Origin of the sequence: Streptomyces sp. NPDC006332 (assembly GCF_040612855.1) — a bacterium.
In the GTDB taxonomy this organism is placed as follows: Bacteria; Actinomycetota; Actinomycetes; order Streptomycetales; family Streptomycetaceae; genus Streptomyces.
The window spans coordinates 16,092-28,982 of the sequence record NZ_JBEXRA010000011.1; the positions used below are offsets into that span (position 1 = coordinate 16,092).

Here is a 12,891-nt window from a genome sequence, read left to right on the forward strand (position 1 = left end):
TCACACCTGCCCGAGACAAGCCCTCACTTCCCCGCTCCAACCTGAAGGACGAAACCCGATGGATCTCGACGCCCTCCACCACGCCAACTTCAACCTGCTCGACGAAGCTGTCACGGACTGGTCGACTCTCGTCAAGCACCTTGAGCAGTTGAAGAAGGATGCCGAAAGTGAACTTCACCAGGCCGCCAACAAGGCCGAGTGGGCAGGTGTGAATGCCACGGTCACCAAGGAGTTCATCGGTAAGACGGCCGGCGAGTTCAGTGACGCACACACGCAGGCCAAGACCATTCACAGCATCCTCAGAGACACCCGCAACGAGCTGAAGGGCTACCACCAGCAGCTCGTCGACGCCATCGAGGGCGGTCGAAAGAAGAAGCTCACGGTCATCGGCTACGAGGGCGGTTTCACGGTCACCACGAATGTGCCTCCGGAGGGCCGGGCCCAGGAGGACCAGGCCAACAAGGGTGACATCACTGCGCTGACGGACGAGATCCAGAAGATTCTGGACAGGGCGACGGAGAGCGATACTTCCGCCAAGACGGTTCTTCAGGCCATCGCCGACCAGAGTCAACTCGGCTTCTCGGATGCAAACTACACAAACCGGGACTCTGCGGACAAGGCCATCAAGCAGGCCGAGAACCTGGCCAAACTGGCGAGAAAGAACCCTGAAGACCTGACCGTCGAGGAGTTCGACCGACTCAACGCCGGGCTCAAGCAGTACGCCAACGACGACCTGTTCGCCGAGACGTTCGCCACGACCCTCGGGCCGCAGAAGACGCTGGAGTTCTGGACCGGGATCAACGATCCCCACCGGGGGAACTACGAACTCGGGCAAAGGCGTCACGACCAGTTCGACGACCTGCAGCGCAATCTTGGGATGACGCTGGCCAACGCCACACAGAGCGACTCAGTCGCGATGACTGACTGGAAGCGCTCGATGATCGACATCGGCGACAAACCGATCTATGGCAACAACGGTGGCCCAATGGGCTTCCAGGTCATGAGCAACCTGATGCGAACGGGCGACTACGACGACCAGTTCCTCAAGGATTACGGGATCAAGCTCATGGTCACCGAGCGCAGGCTCACTGGCAATGGTGAGCACGACAACATGGCCTGGCAGCACATGGGGATGGACCCATGGCTCAACCGGATCGGGGACGACAGCGGCTCCGATCCCCTCACGGGTTACCTGAAGGGCCTGTCCAACAGCCCCGACGCGGCTACCGATTTCTTCAACCAGCAGTACGTCTCGAAGGACGATCCGGACAACCCCTTCGAGTGGGACTCGGACGACGAGGACGATTACAAGGGCAAGAAGGAACTGTCCAACTTCCAGTATCTCTTTGAGGAGCGGGACTGGCCTGAGGAGACGGACTCGAAGGGCGACGATCTCCACACAGGGAAGAACAACCTGGCTCTGGCCCTGGAAGCTGCCACCACTGGGCATCCTGCTGGCGAGCAGCCAACAATGGATACACCTGCCCACAATGAGGGCCAGACCAAGCTCTTCGAGAGCATCGTGACTTCGATCTCAGAGGACAATGGGCGCCTAACCGACAGCAGCTATATGTCGGACAGCATCGGGCAGATCGCTTCTGAGTACCTGCCGGACATCGACCGGGCCGCAACAGATGTCGACCCGAACCCGAGCAAGAGTGACAGGGACGGTCTGGATGCGTGGGATCGCGTCCAGAAACTCTACCCCGTAGATGGCTCCGCGGCCGAGCTGAACCACCGCGACGTATCGCGGTTCCTCTTTGCCATCGGTCAGAACCCAGAAGGCTATGCAGCGGTCGAGGTGGGCCAGAAGGCCTACATGGCAGAACTGATGGAGTATCACCTGAACCCCGATCTGCCGCAGAGCCAGCGTCCCGATGATGATCTGCAACTCACCGTTCGCTCCATTGCACGCCACTCGGGTGAGGTTTCTGGAACCCTGGCAATGGGTCGCAACGAGGCTATCGCAGCACCGGGCGCACTGGAAGACGACGATTACGACCACGCGGTGTCTCAGTGGAAGAACGTCATCTCGGGAACTGTGGGCACCGGCGTCGGCATCGGTACGTCATTCATCGCTTCTCCTGTAGTTGGCGCTGGGGTCGGTGGTGCTGCCGGAACCGCAACCAGCGTTGTCTTGGAGCAGTTGTTTAAAGACGCAGAGGGAAGCGCGAAGGACGAGGCCGGCCCCAAAATGGGTGAGAGTTGGGAGAACGGCCAGGACAGCAACATGAAGTACACCCGAAGCGCCGCGTCGGAAGCTGCAAGGTCGTATCACCTTTCAGGCGATGTAGCTACTTGGGCTGAAGATGAGTCATCCAAGGGCTTCCTGGACGCCGGCTCCTACATGGACCGGGTGGCACCAGAGCTTGTGACGGACATCTAGAACCGAGTACCTCAAGCAGAATAAGAGGTTTTCCAGTTGAATAACGTACGCGTTATGGCTGCGTCATTTTTGCTCGCCACACTGGGCACGCTCGTCGGCTGCTCCGGGTCGAACGAAGCACAGGAGTATGACGTCCCCAAGAACCTTTGCGGCGTGTCTGTGGACCCACAGTTGATCTCGAAACTTCTACCCCCGGGAAAGACGGTCGAGGTTCGGGAGAGAAATCCGGTCCCCAGCAGGAAGCGCTGCCAGATCAACATTGACGGAAAAGCGGCACTCATAGCGAGCCGAGAATGGTGGGAGAAAGAAGACAGCATTAACGACGTCGCCGACGCGCACCCACAGTTGGAGTCGGCGCAGTCAGGCGATAACAACACGTACCTATATTCCGACACGGGCGGAGTGGAGCGGGTGAATTCTTGTGTCAACCGTGATCACGCCAAACACACTCTTTTCACTGCGATTCAAGCCTATGGCAAGAGTGTGAATGACGCGGACGCCGTGAAGAAGTTGATGCGCGCATATACTCGCGCTGTCGAGAATTCCGATGAGTGCCAGTAGCGTAAAACCACGCCTCTTGGAGAGAAAAACCTGCTCGCCAACCTTGAGTGACATCTGAGGCACTCACCAAAACTATGGACTGCCTTACACGGCACTGCACCTAAAGACCGAAATCTGAATACCCCGCGAGAGGAGTTTTTCATGTTCGGACCCCGACTCCCCATACGCGTACGACTCGTACGACTCGTACGAGCGTCGACTTCGGTCGCTGTCGCCCTGGGTGGAACTGTGCTCATATCTGGGTGTTCAAGCGGTGGCAATGAGGAAAAGAATTATACTGCCCCCGGCGCCCTATGCGGTATTCGCTCAGATTCCAAACCCCTAAACCCCTTCCTGCCGGGAGGAGATTCCATCACAGTAAAACCATCGTCTCCCAATGGTGGCACGAAGCAATGTGACGTGATCATTGACGGCGATATCGCGGTGCGTCAGATTCAGACGTGGTGGGGCAATAGGGAGAGCGCTGCCACTGTTGCCGATGCGTACGACAAGACGGAGAATGGCCGAGTGACCGACGACGATCGGTATCTCTACTCGGGCACTGGCGGTGTGGGGAAGACCACAGAATCCTGCAAGTCCGCGAAGCACCCCGATCAGGACTTGTACGGCGTAATCCAGGTATTCACTCAAGACCGGGCTGATCCCGATGCAATGAAAAAGCTGATCATGTCCTATACCAAGGCACTGGAGGACTCCAGTGCATGCCGATGATCACCAAACTCAATTCATCAACTGCGCATAACGACACCCCTCAGACGCCCGCCGAGCCGGTGAGCTCACACCGACCCAGCAAACCGTGAACCGCACGCTGTCCGTGGCTTGTGGAGCAGTCGAATGCTGCGTCGCACGACTGAAGTCCTGGCGCATCTTCCGCCGATCCCGGCGCAGCCCGAATCGAATGACGTCAATGCCGATGTCGTCTTCACCCTGGAGCGGCAACGCTGAAAGACCTCACTGGCTCTGATGAGGGCAACAGCGAAGGGCTAGACACGATGACTGAGAGCGCAACTTCCGGGACGCTTCCACGCGGGAGGGCTGACGCCGGTCCTCCTACAGCAACGCTGAGGGCGGTAGCTGTTTCGAGGTCCTGGACGGCCACCCCGCCGGCGTCCCCGTCCGGGACTCCAAGAACCCCTGCCGGTGCGGCCGTCGTGTTCGCCGCCGCCGGCTGGTCAGCCTTCGTTACCGCGCTCAAGGCGGTCGGCGAGACATCAGCACCCTCAATCTCCCGCGAACCTTCACGATTGGCAACCTCGTGCAGCGCAGGCGAGTAAGTCGCGCGAGGTGGCAGGCATCAGTGAAGCCGGGCAACATCAACCCGAGCGGCCGGGCCCTCAGCGGTCACCGCCTGATCGAAAGCGGCGCAACTCGCGGGCGCATGCGGCTTCCTTTCCTCCGCTGAGTCTCGTCATCCGGTTTCCGTCAGTTTGCCGCGCATGCAGATGATCTTCACCGTTTGTGCGGTGCACGAAGAACCCGCGCTGGTGGTGGTTGGACGGCCGGGACACCGAGGAAGCCTCAGTTCACGGGAGCACATGGAGTCCGCAATAATCTCGGGTCATGGAGCAGCTGCTAGGGATCTTGGCGAAGGTGGTCTTCTTCGCTTTCATTGTCGGGATGTTCACTCTTGTCATCTGGGTGTTCGTGCGGACCAACAAGGAGGACAAGCGGATCAGGCGCGACTGGGCGGAGCTCCCGCGGCTCGCCGTAGCGCGCGGCTGGACGTATGAGCAACGTGCGCGTGGGCAGGCCACTCAGTTCTGCGGTGTGGGCCCCATGCCTGGCAGCGGCTCGAACCTGAGTGCCTGGCACTGCCTCACCGGTGAGTTCCGTGGCCGATCCTTCATGTGCTTCGAGCACCGCTACAACAACCCCATGTCCGGCAACGCCGGCGAACGCAAACGCCCGACCATCGAAGCAATTTTTATGGTCAAGGCTCCGGGACATGGGCAGCCGGTGGAGATTCTGCGACCGAGTAAGACGGACGCGCTGCTCGACCGGAGGCAGCGGATGCGGCTCGGCATGACCGAATTCGACGACATATTCCGGGTCGTCACCCAGGACGAGATTTTCGCCCGCGGCATCCTGAGCGACTCCGTGGCATCTTTCCTGGTCACGGACCCACGGGGCAGGCAGTCTCCTCTTCAGTTGCGCGACGACGAACTGTTCACGTGGTACACGGGCACGCTGTCTCCGCAGGTCCTGGAAGAGAAGCTGAACTATTTGTGTGACGTGCTCGACCAGATTCCCGCACAGGCATGGACGGCCGCCTGAGCAACGCCGAGTGCCCCTTGTCCCCAGGCGGTGATTCGCCGGGGCAAGGGGCACTCGGGTGTGTGTGCGGCGTGCCTGAGCTCGCTAGGCCTCAGTGTCGTCGGCCGGGCGTACCGTCCTGAGGAACTGCCGGAAGTCGTCGAGCACTTCGTCGAGTTGGTTCTGCGTCGCCGTGAGGACGAACTCGAGGACGGCGCGCTTCGCCGGCGAGTTGACGTCCTCCATACCGAGGTACAGCTGGCTCTGGCACAGCTCCACGGGTTCCCCTCGCAGGGTGGTGGAGAGGACGAGGTTCTGGAGAATGCCCGGAGGGTCGGTCAGGCCCGGGATGTCCGGCGTACCCGCATCCACCTTCTTGACGACCCGTACGGGCCCTGCCTCCTCCAGCCTGGGCACCGACTCGGCGGCAATCTCCGACAGGGTGGCGCCGTCGTTGCGCATCTCACCGGAGATGGTGATGTTCGCCGTGAACCCGCCGTCGATGGAGGCGGGGTGCAGCGCGACGAAGGCGGCGCCCGGCGCTCCCACCTCGTCCGGCGGCGCCGCCTGCCAGCCGTCCGGCAGTGAAAAGGAAATCTTGACCGGCAGTGTGGTCGTCATGGTGGATCCCATCCTTCAGTGCACGTCGACTCGGGCTAGAAGAAGCTGCCGAGTGTGTGGTCCCAGGCGTCGTCCGCCGCGGAGCCGATCGAGTCGACCATTTTGCCGGGATCGACGGTGATGTTGACACCGACCTTGCCGCCGACGCCCAGACCGGCCCCGAGTTCTCCACCGATGGTGAACTTGCCGTCCTTCATGCCCAGGTCGGCGTTGGCCTCGGCGCCTATGCCCGCCCACGCCTCACCGGTCGCACCGGCGCCCACGCCGGCGACGTCGGCCGAGACCGAACCGGTGGCCTTGGCTCCGGCGAACGCCTCCGCGCCGGCGTGCACTCCGTCCTTGCCGACGCCCACCTTCGCTGAGGCGTCCGCGCCCGCGAAGGCCTTGGCCTCGCCCTGGACGGCGGCCACGCCGTACTCGACACTGCCGTTCGCGGATGCCTGAGCCAGGTACGCGGTCCCCGAAGCACCCGCCTGCAGCTGCCCGTTCGCGACACTCGCGCCGACCGAGCCGTCAACTCCCAGCACTGCTACGTCGGCTGCGCCCTTCCCCGTGAAGTCGCCCCACTTCTTCTCCCCTGCAACACCATCCGACCAAACGCTGGCCTTGCCCGACCACTCGGCGAGCTTGATGTTCCAGTCGGCCTTCGGGCCGGGTGTGGTCGGGTCGGCGTCCCCGGCCGTGTCGGGCTTGTTCCGCAGGTAGTAGTTGCCGTCGGCGTCCTTGCCCCACTCCTTCTCCCTGCGGCGCCAGTGGCTGGCCTCGTCGGTCTTCCACTTCTGGGACTCCCTGGCCCACGCCGTAGGACCGATGGCGCTCTTGCCGACTCCGTGCTCTTCAGCCCACTTCTTGGCATCCACCCCGCTTCTGACCGCCACGAGCCAGTCGGGGCTGTCGGATGCGCTGCCCGCAAGGTCGTTGAGCTTCTTGGTCAGCCTCTCAGCCTGCTCCTTGAGCTGCTTGCGCGCGGTGCTCAGCAGCTGTTCCGCGGCCTCGTGGTCGCCGGCTTTCCACTTGTCGATGGCCGTCCCGGCCTGTCCCTGCGCCCAGGTCAGGGTGGAGGCGTACGAGTGGACCGCCTTGGCGGCCCCGGACATCGTGTCGCTCGCGAAGTACCAGTTGGTCTTCTCCTTGCTCAACGTGGGCCAGAAGGCGTCACTGGCCTGACCGACCCAGTCCTTGACGCGCACGTCACGCAGGCCGTCGCCTATGCCGTCGAACGTGGTCGACCACTTCTTGAGCGAGGTCTCGAGGCTGCCGAGCTTGCCGGCGTCTCCCGGGATGAGGTCCTTCGGGTCACTCGTGGACCCGAGTGAAGCTGCCATTACTGCGAATTCCCCCGTTTCTGTTGCTAGACCAATACCTTCTTGACGGAGTTCACCGAATCCCGAATGGCCTGGTCCGTGTCATCGAAGTCGCCGTTGGCCTTGTTCAGCCCCTCCGCCAAGGTGGCCGCGCAGTCGGCGAGGAAGGCGGCGCCTCCCTCCCACGTCGCGCAGAAGGTCACCATTGCCGCGGCGGCGTCGTCGTCACCGATCTCAGAGGCCTGCTTGGCCTCGTCGCCCAAGTCCACTTTCTTGACCGGCTTGAGCACTTCCAGGATGTCTTTTCCGCCCTGCTTGAGGACGTCGGGCCCTACTCCGAGATCGCCGGCCACGGCGCACCCCCGTCTTTCAACTCCGCTTGTATCGCGCACACTTCGCGCTGAGCGCGTGAACGCTATCACCGCTGATGTGTCCGAAAACGTGTGCTCACCGGCTCTTCACGACTCCGGCAAAGCAGCCACGCAGGGCCCCTCAGTGCCCTCATGCGGCCAAGGGGTTCCCGAGTGTCTCGCGGGCGGGGTCAGCCGAGGCGGGGGTGCCATCCTCTTCCCGGATTCACTGTCCGGGCCGCACACCGGATCCGCCGTCCCCGCACACCATAGATTCACGAACCGGACGGCCCTGAGGGGGACTTCACCCACGTCATCAAGCGGGAGAGGGGTCAATCAGTTCGCGGCCGGGGAAGGCGTGTCGTCGGCCTTGATGTCGAAGTTGATGTTGTCTCCGTCGACGGAGGAGACCTTGACCGTCACACCCAAGGTGCTGCCGTCGGACGCCGTGAGCTTGCAGCGGGTGGTGTTGCCGACCTTCCCGGCGAGGTCCTCGGGGCAGGTGATGTCCGGCTTCGGCTGGCCCGTTGTGGCAGCGAGCTTTTCGGCCACCGTGGCGGCCAGCTTGTCCTTGGAAATCTTCGGCTCGGACGTTTCAGCCTTGACCGAGGCCGAGCAGCCAACGAGCAGCACGCCGACGGCTACCGCCGAGAGGCTCCAAGTTATTGCGGACAGGCGGGGCTTGGTCATGGTGGGGAGATTCCTTCCGGGTCTTATCAAGGTAAGAAGACACCGAGAGCATACGTGCCGACACAGCCGCGCCATGTGGCCCCAGAGGCTCGCTGACCTGGATAGGAGAAGTAAAGACCGCAATTCCAAGCGAGTGGTGGACGGCGCTCCACGAGCACTTCGCCGTACCCGCAAATAATCTTCACCAATGAGGGGGTGGATCGGAAATACGGAGTCTTGAAGTCATCGAACGGGCGGCCGCCTCAATGCGGGTGACGAGTCGTCACGTACTCGGACCGGCAGCGAACTTCGCAGCCGGGCCCAGCGCCGTCACACCTGGCCCCCGAGCCGCGTACGCCGCCGGCGCGCGTCCCGGACCGCCACCGCCGTACCGCCCAGCCCGGCCACCACGACCAGCCCGCCCACGACGACGTACGTCGCCAGGCGGGTGTTGCGTTCCTCGGCTGTCTCGCCGAAGTGCAGGGGGGTGATGGACGGTGCCTCGGCCCGGGAGACACCGTCCTCCGGCTTGGGGGACTGGACGGGGTGTTCCGGGTCCACGTCCATCAGGGCCTTGACGGGGTCGACGACGCCCCAGCCGACGTTGCGGTCCTTGCCGGGGATCGAGCGTTCCGCCGTCTGTTCGATCTGGGCGACGACCTCCTGGGCCGTCCACGTGGGGTACTTGGACTTGAGGAGCGCGGCCACTCCCGCCACGTACGGCGCCGAGAAGCTCGTACCGTTGTCGGAGCAGTGACCGCCGCCGGGAACTGTGGAGATCATGTCGACACCGGGGGCGGCGACTCCCACGAAATCTCCCGACTGGGAGAAGGCGGCCCGCTCGTTGTTGCGGTCGGAGGCGGCGACCGCGAGGACGCCCTTGTACGACGCCGGGTAGGTGATCTGGACCTTGCCGCCCAGGCCGTCGTTGCCCGCGGAGGCGACGACCACGACCTTCTGGCCGAGGGCGTAGTCGACGGCGTCCTCCAGGCGCGAGTCGGGCTTCACGGCGTTGGCCGTGTCCTGGGAGATGTTGATGACGTCGGCGCCTTCGTCGACCGCGTGGCGGATGGCCGTCGCCAGGGTGAGGGCCGTCCCGTCGCCCTCCGCGTTGTTCTGCTTGATGGGGATGATCGTGGCGTCGGGCGCCAGGCCCACGAAACCGGTGCCCTTCATCGGGCGGGCCGCGATGATGCCGGCGACGCGTGTGCCGTGGCCGACGGTGTCGGTGGTGCCCTGGTTGTTGCCGCGCTCGATCTTCTCGCCCTTGGCGTTCTTCGGGGGCAGGAAGTTCGCGCCCTTGGACGCCTCGACGGCCTCCGTGAGCTGGCGGTTCTTGACGTCCACGCCGGTGTCGATCACGGCCACCTGGACGTTCTTGCCCCTGGACTGCGCCCAGAGTTCGTCGAGGTTGACGCGTTGCAGTGCCCAGGGGCGGCCCGTGTACGGCTTCGACGGGAACGTGCACTCTTCGTCCGCGTGGGCGGCGGTCGCGGGCAGGGCGACCACCGAGACACTCGCCACGATCGTGGTGGCGGCGGCCAGTGCGGCCGCCCTCCTGCCCCGTTCCCGGATCGCCGGCGTCCTTGCGTTCAGCATCGCTTCGTTCTCCTCCGCCGCGCCGCTAGGAGCCCTGCGGCAGCCGTGCCGCCGCCTCCGACAGGCGCGGGCCCGTCGGCAGGAACGTCGACCACACCGCGGGTACGGGCGTGGGCGTCACCTTCTCGTAGCCGAGCCGGGTCTGGGCGATCTTGGCTTCCTGGAGCTCCTCCTGGCGCTTCTTGGAGGACGTGCCGAAGCCCTCGTCGTCGGTGGCGCTGTCGCTGTTGGACTGCAGGGCGTAGCGCAGGCCCGTGTCGGTGACCAGGAAGACGCCGCCCGCGCCGGTCTCCGTGCCCTGGAACTGGCGGTAGAGCTGACCGGAACCGGCGGTGACGTAGCCGCTGGAGGAACCCGTCGGCAGCTGGGCGGGGAAGTCCGTGCCCGCCCAGGTGGACAGGGTCGTCCTGCCCTTGGAGCCGACCGAGAGCAGGACGTTGCAGACGGTGTTGCGGCCGGAGGTGGCGCTGGTGCCGTCGTTCACGGTCTGGGGCTTGAACGTCGGCCAGGTGTTCTTCGCGGTCTCGAAGGGCGTGCTCTCGACCACCGCGCCGGGGCTCACCTGCTGCGCTTCGCCCGCCTGCCCGACGGCGACGAGGTCACCGCTGTTGAGCAGCAGGGTGGCGACGAACTCGGAGATCTCGGCAACCCGGCCCGGCAGCACCACGTAGTACTGCATCTTCGAGCCGTTGAGGGCCTTGATGACCTCGCCGACCTTGTCGTACTGCTCGGGGAGTCCGGAGACGTTCGCCGTCGCGCCGGGGGTGTTCCCGATCGTCGGAATGGAGATCGGGTCGCCCTTGCGCAGGGTGTCGAGCCACTCCTGGGACACGCGCTGCGGGTCGCGGCCCTGGGTGTCGAGGGCCTTGAGCAACTCGGTGTCGGTGGTGTCCTCGATCTGGTACGCCGTGCCCCGGGCGTCGACCACGTACTGGGTCTTCTCGTCCGGTCCGACGACGTACATCAGGTCGCCGCCGGTGAGCTTGTCGCGTCCCTCCGTCTTGCCGAACTCCTTCTTGGCGAAGACGAACGCGGCCTTCTGGATGGCGCGGCCGCCCTCGCCGGGACGCTCGCAGACCGCCCAGCGCTTGGCGGTCTCGGCCTCGTCGGCCGAGGGCAGGCGGTCGGGGGCGTAGGGGATGCCGATCGTGGCGCCGTGCGGCGGCTTGCCGCTGTCCAGGATCTTCTCGTCGACGGTGATGACGTCGGCCTTGCCGGGGTCCAGCAGGAGCTTGGCCGAGGCCATGTTGAGGACCGGGTGCAGCTGTGTCTGCTTGCCCGTCTTCAGGACCACGTACCGGGTGGTCGAGTCGCTGGCGACGATGACGTGCTCTTCGGGGGTGTTCCAGCCCTTGGGCGCGGTCGGGCTGAACATGCCGATGCCGCCGAACACCGCGAGGATCACCACCCCGACGATGGTGCCCGGCAACAGCGCCTTCAGTGGCTTGGGTGCGCCTTCCTCCGAGCCCGTCGGAGAGGGCTGCAAGAAGGATGCGAGCGTACGGCGCTTCGCGAAGGTGTAGGCGTTGAGTTCGTCCCGCCGTGATGCCATCTGTGTCCGCTCTCTCCCCGTGCGGAGCCGTGGGGGACCTGTGAAGGTTCTACCCCGTTCTCTGTTGCCTCTGATGCCTGGGCTGTCAGAGCCGCCCCCTACTATGCCTGTTGCGTGACCGTGCTGGTGGCACGGGTAGGGTGCTCAGGCCTGGAAGGGGCCGAAGGGCAAGGGTTTTAGGAAGAGTTCGGGGGTTTTGGAGTGATGGCTTCCGCAACGCGGGCCCGGTCGCGATCGCAATCGGGGTCGAGATCGAGTCGCGCGCGCCGGTCGGGTTCCCCCGGCCCGTCCTCGCCCCAGCCCCCCACGGCACGGTCGGGCGCGGCGCACGCCGCCTCCGCCTCGCACCACGGGTCTGTCACGCCGCACCTCAAGTCGCGCTCGGGGCGCGGGGGTTCGTTCACGGTGCAGCGGCTGGTCATGCTGGAGCTGGCGGCGGCACTGGTCGCTGTCGGGTGGCTCATCGGCATGGTCGCGATGGTGCCGGCCGGCGTGGTCGCCGCGGTCCTCGTGGTGCTCGCCCTGGTACGCCGCCGTGGGCTGTCCCTGCCCGAGTGGCTGGGCGCCCTGCTGGCGCTGCGGGCCCGCACCCGCAAGGCCGCGAACACTCCGCTGCCGCCGGGCACCGACTCCGGTCTGGCGCCCGCCGTGGAGTGCGACCCGAACCTGCGGACGTACAGCCACAGCCGCGGCGACGACCGCGATCAGCGGCGGCCGGTGGGCATGGTGGGCGACGGTGGCTTCCTCACCGCGCTGCTCCAGGTGGAGTCGGACGCCGGTGCGCTGCGCGCGGAGCGCAGTCGTCGGCCGCTGCCCGTCGGGCTCGTACAGGACGCCCTCGAGGTCGACGGGATCCTCCTGGAGTCGGCGCAGATCGTGGTGCACACCCAGCCGGCGCCCGCACTGCATCTGCCCCAGCAGTCCGTCGTGGTGAGCAACTACGCCCCGCTGCAGGCGCAGACGGGGTCCCCCTCGGTGCGCATCACGTGGATCGCGCTGAAGCTGGACCCCGAGCTGTGCCCGGAGGCGGTGGCCGCTCGCGGGGGTGGCCTGTTGGGCGCGCAGAAGTGTCTGGTGCGGTCGGCGGAGCATCTGGCCAGCCGGCTGACCGGTGCCGGGTTCCTCGCCAACATCCTCACCGAGGAGGAGTTGACGGCCGCGATCGCCACCTCCGCGTGCGCCAACCCGATGGTGACCGCGCAGGCCGCCCAGGCGGGGCGGGGCGAGGTGCCGCAGCGGCGGACCGAGGAGACCAGCCGCAGCTGGCGCTGCGACAACCGGCGGCACACCACGTACTGGGTGCGGCGCTGGCCCCAGCTGGGCGATTCCGGTACGTCTTTGGCGCAGTTGGTGGCGCAGCTCACCGCCGTTCCCGCGCTGGCGACGACGTTCAGCCTGACTCTCGCCCGGGGGGACCGCAAGGACGTGTCCGTCGCCGGTCACCTCCGTATCACCGGGCGCAGCAACCAGGAGCTGACGAACGCGCGACGCGATCTGGAGCAGGCGGCGCGGCAGGTGCGTACCGGGCTCGCCCGGCTGGATCGTGAACAACTCCCCGGCGTTCTCGCCACCCTGCCGCTCGGAGGTGCCCGCTGA

Annotated in this window: 11 protein-coding genes and 2 pseudogenes; 7 read left to right on the plus strand and 6 right to left on the minus strand. The window is 65.2% G+C overall.

What is annotated here, in order from left to right:
• Positions 1-58: 58 nt before the first annotated feature.
• From ABZ027_RS12590 to ABZ027_RS12615, 6 genes and pseudogenes are all read left to right on the plus strand, one after another.
• A complete protein-coding gene (locus ABZ027_RS12590; RefSeq protein WP_356767279.1) occupies positions 59-2,386 on the plus strand; it encodes a hypothetical protein in 2,328 nt (775 codons plus the stop codon).
• Between the two features lie 54 nt (positions 2,387-2,440).
• Complete coding sequence (locus ABZ027_RS12595) at positions 2,441-2,947, plus strand: hypothetical protein (protein ID WP_356767281.1); 507 nt, start codon at positions 2,441-2,443, stop codon at positions 2,945-2,947.
• A gap of 399 nt (positions 2,948-3,346) precedes the next feature.
• Positions 3,347-3,658 (plus strand): hypothetical protein, encoded by a 312-nt coding sequence (locus ABZ027_RS12600; RefSeq protein WP_356767283.1) that lies wholly within the window; start codon positions 3,347-3,349, stop codon positions 3,656-3,658.
• A 61-nt stretch (positions 3,659-3,719) separates the two neighbouring features.
• Positions 3,720-3,892: pseudogene (locus tag ABZ027_RS12605) on the plus strand (transposase family protein); the annotation flags it as partial.
• A 70-nt stretch (positions 3,893-3,962) separates the two neighbouring features.
• Positions 3,963-4,221, plus strand: a pseudogene (locus ABZ027_RS12610) (DUF397 domain-containing protein); the annotation flags it as partial.
• Positions 4,222-4,507: 286 nt separating this feature from the next.
• Complete coding sequence (locus ABZ027_RS12615; protein WP_356767285.1) at positions 4,508-5,221, plus strand: hypothetical protein; 714 nt, start codon at positions 4,508-4,510, stop codon at positions 5,219-5,221.
• A gap of 84 nt (positions 5,222-5,305) precedes the next feature.
• On the opposite strand, the gene ABZ027_RS12620 is transcribed toward ABZ027_RS12615, so the two are convergent.
• The 6 genes from ABZ027_RS12620 to eccB form a co-directional block, all read right to left on the minus strand.
• Positions 5,306-5,821, minus strand: coding sequence for a hypothetical protein (locus tag ABZ027_RS12620; protein ID WP_356767287.1), 516 nt, complete (start codon positions 5,819-5,821; stop codon positions 5,306-5,308).
• Between the two features lie 35 nt (positions 5,822-5,856).
• Complete coding sequence (locus tag ABZ027_RS12625; RefSeq protein ID WP_356767289.1) at positions 5,857-7,146, minus strand: putative T7SS-secreted protein; 1,290 nt, start codon at positions 7,144-7,146, stop codon at positions 5,857-5,859.
• A gap of 26 nt (positions 7,147-7,172) precedes the next feature.
• The gene (locus tag ABZ027_RS12630) at positions 7,173-7,478 is read right to left on the minus strand and encodes a hypothetical protein (protein ID WP_356767291.1); all 306 of its coding nucleotides are present in this window, start codon (positions 7,476-7,478) and stop codon (positions 7,173-7,175) included.
• Positions 7,479-7,811: 333 nt separating this feature from the next.
• The gene (locus tag ABZ027_RS12635; protein WP_356767293.1) at positions 7,812-8,165 is read right to left on the minus strand and encodes a DUF4333 domain-containing protein; all 354 of its coding nucleotides are present in this window, start codon (positions 8,163-8,165) and stop codon (positions 7,812-7,814) included.
• A 309-nt stretch (positions 8,166-8,474) separates the two neighbouring features.
• Positions 8,475-9,743, minus strand: coding sequence for a type VII secretion-associated serine protease mycosin (gene mycP / locus ABZ027_RS12640; RefSeq protein WP_356767295.1), 1,269 nt, complete (start codon positions 9,741-9,743; stop codon positions 8,475-8,477).
• Between the two features lie 25 nt (positions 9,744-9,768).
• Positions 9,769-11,295: a type VII secretion protein EccB gene (gene eccB, locus ABZ027_RS12645; RefSeq protein ID WP_356767297.1), complete on the minus strand. Its 1,527-nt coding sequence runs from the start codon at positions 11,293-11,295 to the stop codon at positions 9,769-9,771.
• 204 nt (positions 11,296-11,499) lie between these two features.
• Between eccB and eccE the strand changes: the two genes are divergently transcribed.
• Positions 11,500-12,891: a type VII secretion protein EccE gene (gene eccE / locus ABZ027_RS12650; protein WP_356767299.1), complete on the plus strand. Its 1,392-nt coding sequence runs from the start codon at positions 11,500-11,502 to the stop codon at positions 12,889-12,891.

What these genes read in the sequence shown, in the direction of transcription:
- ABZ027_RS12590 (WP_356767279.1), top strand. Translation starts at nt 59, where the DNA reads ATGGATCTCGACGCCCTCCACCACGCCAACTTCAACCTGCTCGACGAA.
- ABZ027_RS12595 (WP_356767281.1), top strand. Translation starts at nt 2,441, where the DNA reads ATGGCTGCGTCATTTTTGCTCGCCACACTGGGCACGCTCGTCGGCTGC.
- ABZ027_RS12615 (WP_356767285.1), top strand. Translation starts at nt 4,508, where the DNA reads ATGGAGCAGCTGCTAGGGATCTTGGCGAAGGTGGTCTTCTTCGCTTTC.
- ABZ027_RS12620 (WP_356767287.1), bottom strand. Translation starts at nt 5,821, where the DNA reads ATGACGACCACACTGCCGGTCAAGATTTCCTTTTCACTGCCGGACGGC.
- ABZ027_RS12625 (WP_356767289.1), bottom strand. Translation starts at nt 7,146, where the DNA reads ATGGCAGCTTCACTCGGGTCCACGAGTGACCCGAAGGACCTCATCCCG.
- ABZ027_RS12635 (WP_356767293.1), bottom strand. Translation starts at nt 8,165, where the DNA reads ATGACCAAGCCCCGCCTGTCCGCAATAACTTGGAGCCTCTCGGCGGTA.
- mycP (WP_356767295.1), bottom strand. Translation starts at nt 9,743, where the DNA reads ATGCTGAACGCAAGGACGCCGGCGATCCGGGAACGGGGCAGGAGGGCG.
- eccB (WP_356767297.1), bottom strand. Translation starts at nt 11,295, where the DNA reads ATGGCATCACGGCGGGACGAACTCAACGCCTACACCTTCGCGAAGCGC.
- eccE (WP_356767299.1), top strand. Translation starts at nt 11,500, where the DNA reads ATGGCTTCCGCAACGCGGGCCCGGTCGCGATCGCAATCGGGGTCGAGA.